This window comes from Enterobacter sp. RHBSTW-01064, assembly GCF_014103035.1.
Taxonomy (GTDB): domain Bacteria; phylum Pseudomonadota; class Gammaproteobacteria; order Enterobacterales; family Enterobacteriaceae; genus Enterobacter; species Enterobacter mori.
In genome coordinates this window covers 894,239-911,556 of sequence record NZ_JABXOU010000001.1, presented here as the reverse complement: position 1 = coordinate 911,556, position 17,318 = coordinate 894,239, and the positions used below count along the sequence as shown (strand labels likewise).

The window sequence follows — 17,318 nt, the reverse complement described above, 5'->3', positions numbered from 1 at the left end:
AACAATCACTGCGATTTCTTAACATCCCCGCCACTGGAATTCAGGTGCGAGCCACCTGCCCATTTAATTCAAGGCCACGGAGGCTGTTATGCTCAGTATCTTCAAACCCGCGCCGCATCGGGCGCGTCTGCCAGAGGCAGAAATTGATCCGCTTTACCGCCGTCTGCGTTGGCAAATTTTCCTGGGGATCTTCTTCGGGTACGCGGCGTACTACCTTGTACGTAAAAACTTTGCGCTCGCCATGCCGTATCTGGTGGAGCAGGGCTTCTCCCGCGGCGATCTGGGGTTCGCGCTGTCGGGGATCTCCATCGCCTACGGTTTTTCCAAATTCATTATGGGTTCGGTGTCGGATCGCTCGAATCCGCGCGTGTTCCTGCCTGCCGGCCTGATTCTGGCCGCTGCGGTGATGTTGTTCATGGGCTTCGTGCCGTGGGCGACGTCCAGTATTGCGATTATGTTCGTGCTGCTGTTCCTCTGCGGCTGGTTCCAGGGAATGGGGTGGCCGCCGTGCGGACGTACCATGGTGCACTGGTGGTCGCAGAAAGAGCGCGGCGGCATCGTGTCGGTGTGGAACTGTGCCCATAACGTCGGCGGTGGGCTTCCGCCTCTGCTGTTCCTGCTCGGTATGGCCTGGTTCAACGACTGGAAAGCCGCGCTGTATATGCCCGCCTTTGGTGCCATCGTGGTGGCAATTATTGCCTTTGCGCTGATGCGCGACACGCCGCAGTCCTGCGGCCTGCCACCGATTGAAGAGTACAAAAACGACTATCCGGATGATTACAGCAAGGAGCACGAAGAAGAGCTGACCGCAAAACAGATCTTCATGAAGTACGTGCTGCCCAACAAGCTACTGTGGTACATCGCGGTCGCCAACGTGTTCGTTTACCTGCTGCGCTACGGCATCCTCGACTGGTCGCCAACCTACCTGAAAGAGGTGAAGCACTTCGCGCTGGATAAATCCTCCTGGGCCTATTTCCTGTATGAATATGCCGGGATCCCGGGCACGCTGCTTTGCGGCTGGATGTCAGACAAAGTGTTCAAGGGCAACCGCGGTGCGACGGGCGTGTTCTTTATGACCCTGGTGACCATTGCCACCGTCGTTTACTGGCTCAACCCGCCGGGCAACCCGTCAGTAGATATGGCCTGCATGATCGTTATCGGTTTCCTGATTTACGGTCCGGTGATGCTGATTGGCCTGCATGCCCTGGAGCTGGCCCCGAAAAAAGCGGCAGGCACGGCGGCGGGCTTTACCGGTCTGTTCGGCTATCTCGGCGGTTCGGTCGCGGCGAGCGCCATTGTGGGCTACACCGTTGACTTCTTCGGCTGGGACGGCGGTTTTATGGTGATGATTGGCGGTAGCGTGCTGGCGGTACTGCTGCTGATTGTCGTCATGATCGGTGAAAAACGTCACCACGCGGAAGTGCTGGCGCGTCGTCAATAAGGAGCAATGCGATGAAATTAACCCAACTTGCAACCGGCCTGCTGCTGGCCGGTTTAATGACCGGCTCCGCGCTGGCGGCGGACAAAATCGTTATTGCCCACCGCGGTGCCAGCGGCTATCTGCCGGAGCATACGCTCCCGGCAAAAGCGATGGCCTATGCGCAAGGCGCGGATTATCTTGAGCAGGATCTGGTGATGACCAAGGATGACCAGCTGGTTGTCCTGCATGACCATTATCTTGACCGCGTGACGGACGTGGCCGAGCGTTTTCCGGACCGCGCGCGAAAAGATGGGCGCTACTACGCCATCGACTTCACGCTGGCGGAGATCCGCTCGCTGAAGTTTACCGAAGGCTTCGAGATTGAAAATGGCAAGAAGGTGCAGGTCTATCCGGGACGTTTCCCGATGGGCAAGTCCGACTTCCGCATTCATACCTTCCAGGAAGAGATTGAGTTTGTTCAGGGGCTGAACCACTCCACCGGTAAAAACATCGGTATCTACCCTGAGATCAAAGCGCCGTGGTTCCACCATCAGGAAGGGAAAGACATTGCCGCGAAGACGCTGGAGGTGCTGAAACAGTACGGCTATATCAGCAAGAAGGACAAAGTTTACCTGCAGTGTTTTGACGCCGCCGAGCTAAAGCGCATCAAAACCGAGCTGGAGCCGAAGATGGGGATGGATCTCAATCTGGTACAGCTGATTGCCTATACCGACTGGAATGAAACCCAGGAGAAGCAGCCGGACGGGAAGTGGGTGAACTACAACTACGACTGGATGTTTAAGCCGGGCGCGATGAAGCAGATTGCGCAGTACGCCGATGGCATCGGGCCGGATTACCACATGCTGGTGGCGGAAGGCTCCACGCCGGGCCACGTGAAGCTGACGGCGATGGTGAAAGATGCGCATGCCAGCAAGATGCAGGTGCATCCGTATACCGTGCGTGCAGACCAGCTGCCGGAGTACGCAACGGACGTGAATCAGCTTTATGAGGTGTTGTATAACCAGGCGGGCGTGGACGGACTGTTTACGGATTTCCCGGATAAAGCAGTCGAATTCATTCACCGGAAGTAGGATTTGTAGGTCGGGTAAGGCGAAGCCGCCACCCGACAATCAGGCTCTGCGGCCTGATGCCCTCACCCTAACCCTCTCCCACCGGGAGAGGGGATAAGGACAACATCACATCTCGATCTCAATATCGCCTTTTGCCCGGCAGCAGCAGGGCAAAATTTCCCCTTCGTTGATAAAGGCCAGCGGCTCGGTCAGCCAGTCCACCTGGCCGGCAACCAGACGGCAGCGGCACGAGCCGCAGTAGCCGGAACGACACTGGTACTCTACTTCTACCTGATGCGCCTCAAGCGCCACCAGCAGAGAAGGGTGCTCCTCCCGACACAGTACCTCAGTGCCGGAAAGACTTAACGTGACGCGTGACATCAGAGCTGGAAGTCGCTCAGGTCGTCGGTGTTGACTTCAGAATCAATCTGACCGACCAGGTAAGAACTCACTTCCACTTCCTGCGGCGCCACCTGCACGTTATCGGACACCAGCCAGGTGTTGATCCACGGGATTGGGTTGGAGCGCGTCTGGAACGGCAGGTCGAGACCGACCGCCTGCATGCGGATGTTGGTGATGTACTCAACGTACTGGCACAGGATGTCTTTGTTCAGGCCAATCATGGAGCCGTCGCGGAACAGGTAGTCTGCCCACTCTTTCTCCTGCTGGGCCGCCAGCACGAACAGATCGTAGCATTCCTGCTTGCACTCTTCGGCAATCGCAGCCATTTCCGGGTCGTCCGCGCCGCTGCGCAGCAGGTTCAGCATGTGCTGAGTCCCGGTCAGGTGCAGGGCTTCGTCACGGGCGATCAGGCGGATGATTTTGGCGTTGCCTTCCATCAGCTTGCGCTCGGCAAAGGCGAAGGAGCAGGCGAAGCTCACGTAGAAGCGGATCGCTTCCAGCGCGTTAACGCTCATCAGGCACAGGTACAGCTGCTTTTTCAGCGCGCGCAAGTTCACGGTAATGGTTTTGCCGTTCACGTTATGCGTGCCTTCGCCCAGCAGATGCCAGTAGCTGGTCATCTCGATCAGCTCGTCGTAGTAGTGCGCAATGCCTTCCGCGCGCTTCTGGATCTGCTCGTTGGTGACGATATCGTCAAACACCACCGCCGGATCGTTCACGATGTTGCGGATGATGTGGGTGTAAGAGCGGGAGTGGATCGTCTCGGAGAACGCCCAGGTTTCTACCCAGGTTTCCAGCTCAGGAATCGAGATCAGCGGCAGCAGCGCCACGTTCGGGCTACGACCCTGAATGGAGTCCAGCAGCGTCTGGTACTTCAGGTTGCTGAGGAAGATATGTTTTTCGTGATCCGGCAACGCCTGGAAATCGATACGGTCGCGGGAAACGTCCACTTCTTCCGGGCGCCAGAAGAAGGAGAGTTGCTTTTCAATCAGCTTTTCGAAGATGTCATATTTTTGCTGATCGTAGCGTGCCACGTTGACCGGCTGGCCGAAGAACATCGGCTCTTTGAGCTGGTCGTTTTTCGTCTGTGAAAAGGTGGTGTATGCCATGAATGTGTCCTGTGGTGTTATTTCCCTCACCCCGGCCCTCTCCCACAGGGAGAGGGGGAAAGAGTTCCCTCTCCCTGTGGGAGAGGGTTAGGGTGAGGGGATTTATTAGATCTTACATGCGCCGCTTTCGCAGCCATCGTCCTGAATTGACGGCACCATGTCGTCCTGCGCGTCTTCCGCACCGTCACGGGTGTTGTGATAGTACAGGGTTTTCACGCCAAACTTATACGCGGTCAGCAGGTCTTTCAGCAGTTGCTGCATCGGAACCTTGCCGGACGGGAAGCGCGTCGGGTCATAGTTGGTATTGGCAGAGATCGACTGGTCGATAAACTTCTGCATGATACCCACCAGCTGCAGATAGCCGTCGTTGTTTGGCATTTCCCACAGCAACTCGTAGTTGTTACCCAGCGTTTCGTAATCCGGTACCACCTGACGCAGCACGCCGTCTTTCGACGCTTTGATGCTGACGTGGCCGCGCGGTGGTTCAATGCCGTTGGTGGCGTTGGAGATCTGCGAAGAGGTCTCGGACGGCATCAGGGCAGAGAGCGTGGAGTTACGCAGGCCGTGGGTCTTGATGGACTCGCGCAGGCCTTCCCAGTCGAGGTGCAGCGGCTCGCTGACAATCGCGTCCAGGTCTTTCTTGTAGGTGTCGATTGGCAGAATGCCTTTCGCGTAGGTGGTTTCGTTGAACCACGGGCACGCGCCTTGCTCTTTCGCCAGCTCGTTGGAGGCTTTCATCAGGTAGTACTGAATGGCTTCGAACGTCTGGTGCGTCAGGTTGTTGGCGCTGCCGTCGGAGTAGCGTTTACCGTTTTTCGCCAGCCAGTAGGCGAAGTTGATCACGCCGATACCCAGGGTGCGACGGCCCATTGCACCGCGTTTAGCGGCCGGGATTGGGTAATCCTGGTAGTCCAGCAGGGCGTCGAGCGCGCGAACCGCCAGCACGGCCAGCTCTTCCAGCTCGTCCAGGCTCTTAATCGCACCCAGGTTGAACGCGGACAGCGTACACAGCGCGATTTCGCCGTTTTCGTCGTTCACGTCTTCCAGCGGTTTGGTCGGCAGGGCGATCTCCAGGCACAGGTTAGACTGGCGCACTGGCGCAACAACCGGGTCAAACGGGCTGTGGGTGTTGCAGTGGTCCACGTTCTGGATGTAGATACGGCCGGTAGAAGCACGTTCCTGCATCATCAGGGAGAACAGGTCTACCGCCTTCACGCGCTGTTTGCGGATGCTGTCGTCTTTTTCGTATTTGGTGTACAGACGCTCGAACTCGTCCTGATCGGCGAAGAACGCGTCATACAGGCCCGGCACGTCGGACGGGCTGAACAGGGTGATGTCTTCACCCTTCAGCAGACGGGTGTACATCAGCTTGTTGATCTGCACGCCGTAGTCCATGTGACGCACGCGGTTGCCTTCCACGCCGCGGTTGTTCTTCAGAACCAGCAGGCTTTCCACTTCCAGGTGCCACATCGGGTAGAACAGGGTCGCTGCACCGCCGCGCACGCCGCCCTGAGAGCAGGATTTCACTGCCGTCTGGAAGTGCTTATAGAACGGAATACAGCCGGTGTGGAACGCTTCACCGCCGCGAATCGGGCTGCCCAGCGCACGGATGCGACCGGCATTAATGCCGATACCGGCGCGCTGGGAAACGTATTTCACGATGGCGCTGGAGGTGGCGTTGATGGAATCCAGGCTGTCACCACACTCGATCAGTACGCAGGAGCTGAACTGACGGGTTGGGGTGCGCACGCCAGACATGATTGGCGTCGGCAGAGAAATCTTGAACGTCGATACCGCATCGTAGAAACGCTTCACGTATTCCAGACGGGTGTCGCGCGGGTAGTTAGAGAACAGGCAGGCAGCCACCAGAATATAGAGGAACTGGGCGCTTTCGTAGATCTCACCGGTTACGCGGTTCTGAACCAGGTATTTGCCTTCGAGCTGCTTCACCGCCGCATAGGAGAAGTTCATGTCGCGCCAGTGATCGATAAACCCGTTCATCTGCTCGAACTCTTCTTCCGTATAGTCTTCCAGCAGATGCGTGTCGTATTTGCCCAGCTCGACCATTTTCACCACGTGATCGTACAGCTTAGGCGGCTCAAACTGGCCGTAGGCTTTTTTACGCAGGTGGAAAATCGCCAGACGTGCAGCGAGGTACTGATAATCCGGTGCTTCACGGGAGATCAGATCCGCCGCTGCCTTGATGATGGTTTCATGGATATCAGACGTTTTGATGCCGTCGTAGAACTGGATGTGGGAACGCAGTTCAACCTGGGAGATAGATACGTTGTTCAGTCCTTCTGCTGCCCAGTCGAGAACTCGATGGATTTTGTCCAGATTGATACGCTCGGTGGTACCGTCGCGCTTTGTCACCAGCAGACTCTGATTCATGTGGGGTTTACCTGTCCGTGAAATAAAAAAATATCCCCCGCTTATCCACAGATCCGTCTTGTGACTAACTCTGTGGATAAATACTACATATAGGGGGTTTGCGATAAGAAAAACGCTATATGGTGAGTATTCTAGTATCGAATCTTTTCAGCACAAGGGTTGATTTTGACGTTAAATTGAGGTTGTGAAAGGGTAAAAAAGGCTAAGTCCTCGTACCGTAAGGCCTGGAAGACATGTCAATAATTAAGAAAAAAAATTCAAAATTTGATCGAGTGCTGATTTCTTCAACGGGAGGTCAGAATTGCGCAACATGATGTCGCGCAATCTTTATAAGAATAACGAATGACGTTAGTCGTTTTTGGCGGTGGTATGCAACATATAGTTAACATCTACGCCCGGTGCGAGCTTGAATTTATCGGTCAGCGGATTGTAGTGCAGGCCGGTGATGTGTTGCTCTTTGAGCCACGTCTGGTCAACCCAGCTTAACAGCTCCGCAGGCTTGATGAATTTCTTCACGTCGTGTGTCCCTTTCGGCACCATGCGCAGCACGTACTCCGCGCCGACGACGGCCATCAGCCAGGCTTTGCCGTTGCGATTGATGGTCGAGAAGAAGACCTGTCCGCCCGGTTTCACCAGTTTTGCACAGGCGTGCACCACGGACTGCGGATCGGGAACGTGCTCCAGCATCTCCATGCAGGTCACCACATCGTACTGATGAGCATGTTTTGCCGCGTGCTCTTCCACGGTTTCCTGCACGTATTCCACCTGAATGCCGGACTCCAGCGCGTGAAGGCGGGCAACCTGCAGCGGTTCAAAGCCCATATCCAGGCCGGTAACGGTGGCCCCTTCGCGCGCCATGCTTTCAGCCAGGATGCCGCCGCCGCAGCCGACGTCGAGCACTTTCTTACCGAACAGACCGCCGGAACGCTCCGCGATATAGCCCAGACGCAGCGGGTTAATGCGATGCAGAGGTTTGAACTCACCTTCGAGATCCCACCAGCGGGACGCCACCGCTTCAAATTTGGCAATCTCTTCGTGGTCAACGTTGTGAGCCACCGGGGATTTTTCGGCATTCATGGGCGCTTTTACTCCTTATTTAGCAAGACAAAGGAGTATATCAGCCCGCGCGGGTGAATAAAGCTTATTGGTTTACCTCAATCACCGCGGCTGTGTTATAATTTGCGACCTTTGAATCCGGGATACAGTAGAGGGATAGCGGTTAGATGAGCGACCTTGCGAGAGAAATTACACCGGTTAACATCGAGGAAGAGCTGAAGAGCTCCTATCTGGACTATGCGATGTCGGTCATTGTTGGCCGTGCGCTGCCGGACGTCCGCGATGGCCTTAAGCCGGTACACCGTCGCGTACTATACGCCATGAACGTATTGGGCAATGACTGGAATAAAGCCTATAAAAAATCTGCCCGCGTCGTGGGTGACGTCATCGGTAAATATCACCCGCATGGTGATACCGCCGTTTATGACACCATCGTCCGTATGGCGCAGCCATTCTCCTTGCGCTACATGCTGGTAGATGGTCAGGGTAACTTTGGTTCTGTTGACGGCGACTCCGCAGCGGCGATGCGTTATACGGAAATCCGTATGTCGAAAATCGCCCACGAGCTGATGGCCGACCTGGAAAAAGAGACCGTTGATTTCGTCGATAACTACGACGGCACCGAGCGCATTCCTGATGTTATGCCAACCAAGATCCCGAACCTGTTAGTGAACGGTTCGTCCGGTATCGCGGTCGGTATGGCTACCAACATTCCGCCACACAACATCACCGAAGTGATCAACGGCTGCCTGGCCTATATCGACGATGAAGAGATCAGCATTGAAGGGCTGATGGAACACATCCCGGGCCCGGACTTCCCGACGGCGGCGATCATCAACGGTCGTCGCGGTATTGAAGAAGCCTACCGCACTGGTCGCGGCAAGATTTATATCCGTGCCCGCGCCGAAGTGGAAGCGGACGCCAAAACGGGTCGTGAAACCATTATCGTTCACGAGATCCCGTATCAGGTGAACAAAGCGCGTCTGATTGAAAAAATCGCCGAGCTGGTAAAAGAAAAACGTGTTGAAGGTATCAGCGCGCTGCGTGACGAGTCTGACAAAGACGGTATGCGCATCGTGATTGAGATCAAACGTGACGCGGTGGGTGAGGTTGTGCTGAACAACCTGTACTCCCAGACTCAGCTCCAGGTTTCCTTCGGTATCAACATGGTTGCACTGCACCATGGTCAGCCGAAGATCATGAACCTGAAAGAGATCCTGAGCGCGTTCGTGCGTCACCGCCGTGAAGTGGTGACCCGCCGTACTATCTTCGAGCTGCGTAAAGCGCGCGACCGTGCCCACATCCTTGAAGCGCTGGCCGTTGCCTTGGCTAACATCGACCCGATTATCGAGTTGATTCGCCGTGCGCCGACGCCGGCGGAAGCGAAAGCGGCATTAGTGGCCCGTCCTTGGGCGCTGGGTAACGTTTCTGCGATGCTCGAACGTGCGGGCGACGACGCGGCACGTCCTGAGTGGCTGGAGCCTGAATTCGGCGTGCGCGACGGTCAGTACTATCTGACCGAGCAGCAGGCACAGGCGATTCTGGATCTGCGTCTGCAGAAACTGACCGGCCTTGAGCACGAAAAACTGCTCGACGAATACAAAGAGCTGCTGGAACAGATTGCTGAACTGCTGCATATCCTGGGTAGCGCAGACCGCCTGATGGAAGTGATCCGCGAAGAGCTGGAGCTGGTTCGCGATCAGTTCGGTGATGCGCGTCGCACCGAAATCACCGCAAACAGCTCTGATATCAACATTGAAGATCTGATCAACCGCGAAGATGTGGTGGTCACCCTGTCTCACCAGGGCTATGTGAAGTATCAGCCGCTGACCGACTACGAAGCACAGCGTCGTGGCGGTAAAGGGAAATCTGCGGCACGTATTAAAGAAGAAGACTTTATTGACCGTCTGCTGGTGGCGAACACCCATGACACGATCCTCTGCTTCTCAAGCCGTGGTCGTCTCTACTGGATGAAAGTCTATCAGCTGCCGGAAGCAAGCCGTGGCGCGCGTGGCCGTCCAATCGTCAACCTGCTGCCGCTGGAAGCGAATGAACGTATCACCGCTATCCTGCCGGTACGTGAGTACGAAGAGGGCGTGAACGTCTTTATGGCGACCGCGAGCGGTACCGTGAAGAAAACCGCGCTGACCGAATTCAGCCGTCCGCGTTCGGCCGGTATTATCGCCGTGAACCTGAACGAAGGCGACGAACTGATCGGTGTGGATCTGACCTCCGGTTCCGATGAAGTGATGCTGTTCTCCGCCGCCGGTAAAGTGGTGCGTTTCAAAGAGAACGCGGTCCGCGCAATGGGCCGTACGGCAACAGGCGTTCGTGGGATCAAACTGGCGGGTGAAGACTCCGTTGTTTCCCTGATCGTTCCACGCGGCGAAGGGGCTATCCTGACCGTCACGCAGAACGGCTACGGTAAACGTACGGCGGAAAGCGAATATCCGACTAAGTCCCGTGGTACGCAGGGCGTTATCTCTATCAAAGTGACCGAGCGCAACGGTTCCGTTGTCGGCGCGGTGCAGGTGGACGACGCCGACCAGATCATGATGATCACCGATGCCGGTACGCTGGTGCGTACTCGCGTATCTGAGATCAGCGTGGTGGGTCGTAACACCCAGGGCGTGATCCTCATCCGTACAGCGGAAGATGAAAACGTGGTGGGTCTGCAGCGTGTTGCTGAGCCTGTGGATGACGAAGAACTCGACTCCATCGATGGTACGGTAGCGGAAGGCGATGATGAAATCGCGCCGGAAGCGGACACCGACGAAGATGCAGCGGATGACGCTGACGAGTAATGTCTCCTGACGCAAAAAGGGCCGGTTTCCGGCCCTTTTCTTTTGCACAAGCAGACAAGTGAACGTTGCGACAAGCCGCGTTTACCGCTACCTTAACCACATTCTTTTTGACCCCGATGGCGGAGCCTCGCCCCTTTGAAATACCTCGTCTCCTTTCGTACCACGCTGAAAGTCTCTCGCTATCTGTTCCGGGCGCTGGCGCTACTGCTTTGGTTGCTGGTGGCTCTGTTCTCGGTGTTTTTCATCGTTAATGCGCTACACCAGAAAGAAGCGGAGATCCGCCAGGAGTTTAACCTCAGCTCCGATCAGGCCCAGCGCTACATTCAGCGCACCTCTGACGTCATGAAGGAGCTGAAGTACATTGCCGAGAATCGCCTGACGGCGGAAAACGGTATTCTTGCCATTCGTGGGCGCAATGATAAAACCGAAGTACCCGACTTTGAGCCCCTGTTCCCGGACTCTGACTGCTCCGCAATGGGCAGTACCTGGCGCGGCTCGCTGGAATCGCTGGCGTGGTTTATGCGCTACTGGCGTGACAACTTCTCCGCGGCCTATGACCTGAACCGCGTCTATCTTATTGGCAGCGAAAATCTCTGCATGGCCGATTTTGGCCTGCGCGACATGCCCGTAGAGCGTGATGACGCGCTGAAAAGCCTGCATGAGCGTATTGTGAAATACCGCAATGCGCCGCAGGACGAGCGCGGGAATAACATCTTCTGGATTAGCCAGGGCCCGCGCACGGGCGTGGGCTATTTCTATGCCCTGACGCCGGTGTATCTGGGCAACCGCCTGCAGGCGCTGCTGGGCATTGAACAAACCATCCGCATGGAAAACTTCTTCACGCCGGGCAGCCTGCCGATGGGGGTGACCATTCTCGATGAAAACGGTCATTCCCTGATCTCCCTCGCCGGGCCGGATAACCGTTTGAACGTTGATCCACACTGGATGCAGGAGCGGTCGTGGTTTGGCTACACCTCCGGTTTCCGCGAGCTGGTGTTGAAGAAAAGTCTGCCGCCTTCGTCGCTCAGCATTGTCTATTCGGTGCCGGTGGATATGGTGCTTGAACGCATTCGCATCCTGATCCTCAACGCCATTTTGCTGAATATCGCGGTGGGCGTGGCGCTGTTTATGCTGGCGCGCATGTATGAGCGGCGGATATTTATTCCGGCTGAGGCAGACGCCCAGCGTCTCGAAGAACATGAGCAGTTTAACCGTAAGATTGTCGCCTCTGCGCCGGTGGGGATCTGTATCCTGCGCACCCAGGACGGCACCAATATCCTCAGTAACGAGCTGGCGCATAACTACCTGAACATGCTGACGCATGAGGACAGGCAGCGGCTGACGCAGATTATCTGCGGGCAGCAGGTTAACTTTGTGGACGTGCTGACCAGCACCCACACCAACCTGCAAATCAGCTTCGTCCATTCGCGCTATCGCAATGAAAACGTGGCCATTTGTGTGCTGGTGGATGTCTCCGCGCGTGTGAAAATGGAAGAGTCGCTTCAGGAGATGGCGCAGGCGGCCGAACAGGCCAGTCAGTCGAAATCGATGTTCCTTGCTACCGTCAGCCACGAGCTGCGCACGCCGCTTTACGGGATCATCGGTAACCTCGATCTGCTGCAGACGAAAGAGCTGCCGAAAGGGGTTGATCGCCTGGTCACGGCGATGAACAACTCTTCAAGCCTGCTGCTGAAAATCATTAGCGATATTCTCGATTTCTCAAAAATTGAGTCAGAGCAGCTGAAAATCGAGCCGCGCGAGTTTTCCCCGCGCGAGGTCATGAACCATATTAGCGCCAACTATCTGCCGCTGGTGGTGCGTAAACAGCTGGGATTGTACTGCTTTATCGAACCGGACGTGCCGCTGACGCTGCACGGCGATCCGATGCGCCTGCAGCAGGTCATCTCCAACCTGCTGAGCAACGCCATCAAATTCACCGATATCGGCTGTATTGTGCTGCACGTATGCCGCGTAGGGGACTATCTGACTATCCGCGTGCGTGATACGGGCGTGGGCATCCCGGCGAAGGAGGTGGTCCGTCTGTTCGACCCGTTCTTCCAGGTCGGGACGGGCGTGCAGCGCAACTTCCAGGGTACCGGGCTGGGGCTGGCGATTTGTGAAAAGCTCATCAGCATGATGGACGGGGATATCTCCGTCGATACTGAACCAGGCATGGGAAGCCAGTTCACCATCCGTATTCCGCTCTATTCGGCGCAGTATCCGGCTAAAACGACGGTCGATGGGCTGAGCGACAAGCGCTGCTGGCTGGCGGTGCATAACGCTTCGCTCAATGATTATCTGACGGCGCTGCTTAACCACAGTGGCGTACGGGTATGCCGATATGAAGGGCAGACTCCGGACGTGGACGATATGCTGATCGCTGACGACATGCCGGAACAGGCGTGGCCGGGAAGAGGGGTGATCATGTTCTGCCGTCGCCACATTGGTATTCCGCTGGAGCGCGCGCCGGGGGAATGGGTGCACAGCGTGGCGACCCCGCATGAGCTGTTAGGGCTACTGGCGCGCATATACAGCGTACAGCTTGAAGACAGCGATGGTGCAACGGCACTGCCGTCACTGGATGCGCTGGCGTCGGTGAATGACGATATGATGATTCTGGTGGTGGACGACCATCCGATCAACCGCCGCCTGCTGGCCGACCAGCTTGGCTCGCTCGGATATCAGTGTAAAACCGCCAACGACGGCGTCGATGCGCTGAACGTGCTGAGTAAAAACCATATTGATATCGTGCTGAGCGATGTGAATATGCCAAACATGGACGGCTACCGTCTGACGCAGCGCATTCGCCAGCTTGGCCTGACGCTGCCGGTCGTTGGCGTGACGGCGAACGCCCTGGCGGAAGAGAAGCAGCGCTGCCTGGAGTCTGGCATGGACAGCTGCCTGTCGAAGCCGGTGACGCTGGACGTATTGAAGCAGACGTTGTCTGTTTATGCGGACCGCGTGAGAAAAACCAGAATATAAAAAAAGGCCCGCGAGGGCCTTTTTATTTGCCCGGCGGCGCTGCGCTTGCGCGGGCCTACGGGTTTTGTAGGCCGGGTAAGCGTGAGCGCCACCCGGCATTTACAGTGGGGATCAATCCTTGTCCGTTGCGCTCAGCGTCACGGAGGAGAGATAGTTGAGCAGCGCAATATCATTGTCCACACCCAGCTTCATCATTGCTGATTTCTTCTGGCTGCTGATGGTTTTAATACTGCGGTTCAGCTTCTTGGCAATCTCGGTTACCAGGAAACCTTCTGCGAAGAGACGCAGAACTTCGCTCTCTTTTGGAGACAGGCGCTTGTCGCCATAGCCACCCGCGCTGATTTTCTCCAGCAGGCGGGAGACGCTTTCAGGCGTGAATTTCTTGCCTTTTTGCAGCGCTGCCAGCGCTTTTGGCAGGTCGGTTGGTGCACCTTGCTTCAGCACAATCCCTTCGATATCCAGATCCAACACTGCGCTCAGAATCGCCGGGTTGTTGTTCATGGTCAGAACGATGATCGAGATGTCCGGGAAGTGACGTTTAATGTATTTGATGAGCGTGATCCCATCACCGTATTTGTCTCCAGGCATGGACAGGTCGGTAATGAGCACGTGTGCATCAAGTTTAGGAAGGTTATTGATCAGTGCTGTAGAGTCTTCAAATTCACCGACTACATTCACCCACTCGATCTGTTCAAGTGATTTGCGAATACCGAACAGTACAATCGGATGGTCATCGGCAATAATTACGTTCATATTGTTCATGTATAAGGCTACCTTGCTACAGCAAGCTCTTGACATAGGTGTCAATGTCGCTGATGTATTTTTCAATGCCAGAGGCATCTTTCTCACGAATTAGATGTTCCAGCGTTTCACATAACTGCTTGCCGGGAACCAGATTAAGCATGGCAAACACCCCTTTAAGCCGGTGTGCTGTCTGTGCCAGCGCTGCAAAATCATTCGCAGCGGACTCAGTATACAACCGCTTAACATCATCTGGTACTGTATCAACAAAGAGTGAATAGTATCCGCTGGCGTGGAGCTCGGCATTTTCATTGCCGCCTAACGGTGATTCCGCTATCTCTTCCTGCGCCAGTTGCTCTTCTATAAGTTGTAGTACAGCTTCCTGCATCGCATTGCTTATATTAAAGTTGACGCGCAGTTGGCCTGGGCCGATTTTTCGCACGCCTGACTCATCATCGCTTAAAAGCAAGCCTGTGGCAGTAAGATTAGACGGATTATCAGTTAAAAATAGATCAAATTCTTGACTCGCAAGCCTTTCGTCCGGCGTGATGCAGGCCGCACCCCAGTTTTCTAACTGGCGAACCACGATATTGCGGATCTCGTTTGAGGTCACATCAACCATCACCACCACATCATCCAGCAGACGTTCTTCATCTTCTTCCTGTGGATTCGCCGCCATTTTGACATGCAATGAGTAGCGTGTGCCGAGGGATTCACGCGCCTTGATATTCAGGTGACCGCCCAGTTTACGTGCCAGCTGATCGCACAGCCAGAAGGTGAGGGCGTTCGCTTTGCCGTAGTGATCACTCTGGGTATCGTTCAGGAACGGGAAGTGCAGATTATCAATTTCACTTACGGTGACGCCTTCACCCGTGTCCAGAATACGGAACGTCAGGCGATCCTCCGTCGATTCGTCAGTGCTGACTTCGAGCGTGATCTTGCCGATCTGGGTGGTGGTGACCGAATACTGGATCAGCATCAGCAGGATCCGGCGCAGCGCTTCGCGATCGCCATGACGCTCGTCATTCGCCGGGAGGTGGTTGTTGATCAGCAGCTGCAGCCCTTTGCGCTTAATGACCGGGAGCACCTCCGGAACCACTTCATCGATCAGATCCTGGATAGAAAAGAGCGTTGGGGTGCCTTTCCAGATGTCATTTTCCAGCATGTTTGCAAGCTGGATTTCGTCCACCATACGCACCAGCGACTCGGCCTGGCTCGTCAACTGCTGGCCTTCTGGCGTATTCAGACCCGCAGCCTGAGCGGCCAGCGTTTTTAACGGTTGTTTGAACGCATCACCAATATTTTGCATAAACGCCGTGCGGCCATGCTGGTTTTTCTCGTAAAGCCGCTGCGCCTGCTTGAGCTTTTTGTTGACCAGCACTTCACGGTCCTGATCGCGAATAACAAAGATTTGCGTACGGGATGCAACCTGGCTGCTGAACTGACGGATCTCATACAGCTCGTTATTAATGGTCGCCTGAATCACCCCCTGGTGCTGGTCCGCCATCGCCGTGATGTTCTGCAGGTTGAGGTGGGGCAGAAGGTGATCGGCAATCTTGTTGCTCATCACCGTGCGGTTGGCTTCCTGATCGTGAACAAGCACCCCGAGCGGCAGCACCGAAATAATCTCTTCATTCAGGGCGCGCAATACGCGAAGTTCATTACTGGTGCCCGCAGAGACAGCAGAAGTGTCACTCTGACGTCCCGGCTGGAAGCGGAACGTGCTGTAGCCAAACAGCGCCAGCGCCAGCAGACCGATGTTCAGCAGCAGCGGCAGCAGGATGTTTTGCAATGTATCCAGCAGCAAGGTGCCAAACGGTACCTGCCACACCAGACGCATGCCGGTTGAATTTAACGATGACGCAATTTCAATTTTTGAGCCGTTAAATGAAATAGAGACGCTCTCGGCCCCTTCTTTATCCGGCGGGTTGCGCAGGTTTTGCGTGCTGTTGTCAGGCTCCAGACGGAAGCTGTCCAGCGGCATGTCCGGGGGGATCAGGTCATTGATCGGCAGATCGAACGCCACCACGGTTGCGAGGTGTCCCGGCTGGTTAAACGTCGTGCGCAGCGTAAAGTAATGCCCATTTTGCCAGGCCAGACGGCGCAATGAGGAGAAACTCTCGCGCTCATCCAGGGCGTTGGCTTGCTGCAACATTTCTGCGCGGCGTGAATCCACAATGCTGCCTACCGTCGTCTCTTTAAATCCGGATGAGAGGTCTTTTAGCGGCAGGGTAGAGATCAGGATCATGCTGTTGTCCTGACCGTTCAGGTAGTACATCGACCAGGGCACGGTCTCTGCGCCCCAGAGAGTATCAAGATAGGTTGAAATGCGCTGCGTCATCTCAAGCGTCGCGCTGTCATGCGAACCGAAAATCAGGGCTTCTGTCTTACGCTGAGGTTTTTCCAGGTAATACACATCCTGCTTAAGGCGTGTCTCCTGTAATCCTTCCCCGGTGGTGGTTGCGGGCGCGGCGGCAATGTTGTCGTAGATCTGCCAGGTCGCATAGCGCCATGTGTCGATCCGTTTGTGGACCGCATGAGTGATATCAACGATCTGGTAACTCTTGTCCTTCAGCCAGGCATTGACCGCACTTTGAACCATGACCCCCATCGTGACCAACAGCACAACGATCAATAGAAGAAAGAAACGGGTGATGCTCCCGGGAAGGAGGGAGAATTTGCTCAGGGCGGTAGTTTCAGTCTGACTCATTGATATCTTTAACCCGTGATGGCCGTGCTTTAAGGGGATACGGCAGTATAAAGGGTAAAACCTGAATTTCCAGCGTCATGGTCTGAGAATGACGGACTTTTTCCACGAAGAATGTCGGCAGTGCTTGGTGCGTAAAATATGTACAAATGACGGCGGGGTGTATAAATATAAATCGACATCTTTCCGGGAATAGCACGAATAAACAAGAAATTGAGTTTTGTAGAAATGATGCGGGTCCGCGAAGGGTCAGTGGGCGATTTAGTTAATAGTCGTTACGATTTCGGGGTGGTAGCACAAGAAAAATATAATTGCGTAAAGAAAGGTAAAAAAAAACCGAACGCTCGGCATTCGGTTCAATTAGGGATAAACAGACATTCAAAACTGAATGACGGTAATAAATAAAGTTAATGATGATAGCGAGAGTTATTTTAGTGATATTGGCTTGTTTTGTTTTATCATTCAGTGCTGTCATGGGTTTTTATGTAATAGTATGATTTTAAGCTTCTTTTTTTTCATTTTGATTATTGGTGCTATATTTTTGACCCTTGCGTGCTTTGTAAAAGTTCCTTGATATTTACAAATTGAAACATCTTGATAGATAAATGAAACATCTTAAAAGTTTTCGTATCATAT

The 17,318-nt window shown here is 54.9% G+C and carries 10 protein-coding genes; 4 read left to right on the top strand and 6 right to left on the bottom strand.

The genetic code is table 11. The features are described 5' to 3' along the window. The first annotated feature begins 88 nt into the window (after positions 1–88). Together glpT and glpQ are read left to right on the top strand one after the other, a co-directional pair. On the top strand, positions 89–1,441 hold the full coding sequence (glpT, locus tag HV355_RS04180) for a glycerol-3-phosphate transporter (protein WP_089597932.1): 1,353 nt from the start codon (positions 89–91) through the stop codon (positions 1,439–1,441). 11 nt (positions 1,442–1,452) lie between these two features. Next, entirely contained in the window at positions 1,453–2,511 is a 1,059-nt protein-coding gene (glpQ, locus tag HV355_RS04175; protein ID WP_182401006.1) for a glycerophosphodiester phosphodiesterase, read from the top strand. A 105-nt stretch (positions 2,512–2,616) separates the two neighbouring features. Here the strand turns inward: glpQ and yfaE are convergent, their stop codons facing one another. The 4 genes from yfaE to ubiG form a co-directional block, all read right to left on the bottom strand. Beyond that, complete coding sequence (gene yfaE / locus HV355_RS04170; protein WP_008500234.1) at positions 2,617–2,871, bottom strand: class I ribonucleotide reductase maintenance protein YfaE; 255 nt, start codon at positions 2,869–2,871, stop codon at positions 2,617–2,619. Continuing rightward, positions 2,871–4,001: a class Ia ribonucleoside-diphosphate reductase subunit beta gene (gene nrdB, locus HV355_RS04165; RefSeq protein WP_010433416.1), complete on the bottom strand. Its 1,131-nt coding sequence runs from the start codon at positions 3,999–4,001 to the stop codon at positions 2,871–2,873. The genes yfaE and nrdB overlap by 1 nt, the downstream gene beginning before the upstream one ends. Before the next feature lie 105 nt (positions 4,002–4,106). Then, entirely contained in the window at positions 4,107–6,392 is a 2,286-nt protein-coding gene (gene nrdA, locus HV355_RS04160) for a class 1a ribonucleoside-diphosphate reductase subunit alpha (protein WP_023312513.1), read from the bottom strand. A gap of 348 nt (positions 6,393–6,740) precedes the next feature. Further along, the gene (gene ubiG / locus HV355_RS04155) at positions 6,741–7,469 is read right to left on the bottom strand and encodes a bifunctional 2-polyprenyl-6-hydroxyphenol methylase/3-demethylubiquinol 3-O-methyltransferase UbiG (RefSeq protein WP_023336386.1); all 729 of its coding nucleotides are present in this window, start codon (positions 7,467–7,469) and stop codon (positions 6,741–6,743) included. 146 nt (positions 7,470–7,615) lie between these two features. Here ubiG and gyrA point away from each other — a divergent pair, with 146 nt between their 5' ends. Next, on the top strand, positions 7,616–10,252 hold the full coding sequence (gene gyrA, locus HV355_RS04150) for a DNA topoisomerase (ATP-hydrolyzing) subunit A (protein ID WP_089597934.1): 2,637 nt from the start codon (positions 7,616–7,618) through the stop codon (positions 10,250–10,252). Positions 10,253–10,387: 135 nt separating this feature from the next. Beyond that, the gene (rcsC, locus tag HV355_RS04145) at positions 10,388–13,234 is read left to right on the top strand and encodes a two-component system sensor histidine kinase RcsC (protein WP_182401004.1); all 2,847 of its coding nucleotides are present in this window, start codon (positions 10,388–10,390) and stop codon (positions 13,232–13,234) included. Positions 13,235–13,345: 111 nt separating this feature from the next. On the opposite strand, the gene rcsB is transcribed toward rcsC, so the two are convergent. Beyond that, positions 13,346–13,996 carry a response regulator transcription factor RcsB gene (gene rcsB, locus HV355_RS04140; protein ID WP_003859405.1) on the bottom strand — a complete coding sequence of 217 codons (651 nt, stop codon included), beginning with the start codon at positions 13,994–13,996 and terminating at the stop codon, positions 13,346–13,348. A 16-nt stretch (positions 13,997–14,012) separates the two neighbouring features. Further along, the gene (rcsD, locus tag HV355_RS04135; RefSeq protein ID WP_108416622.1) at positions 14,013–16,685 is read right to left on the bottom strand and encodes a phosphotransferase RcsD; all 2,673 of its coding nucleotides are present in this window, start codon (positions 16,683–16,685) and stop codon (positions 14,013–14,015) included. Positions 16,686–17,318: the final 633 nt, after the last annotated feature.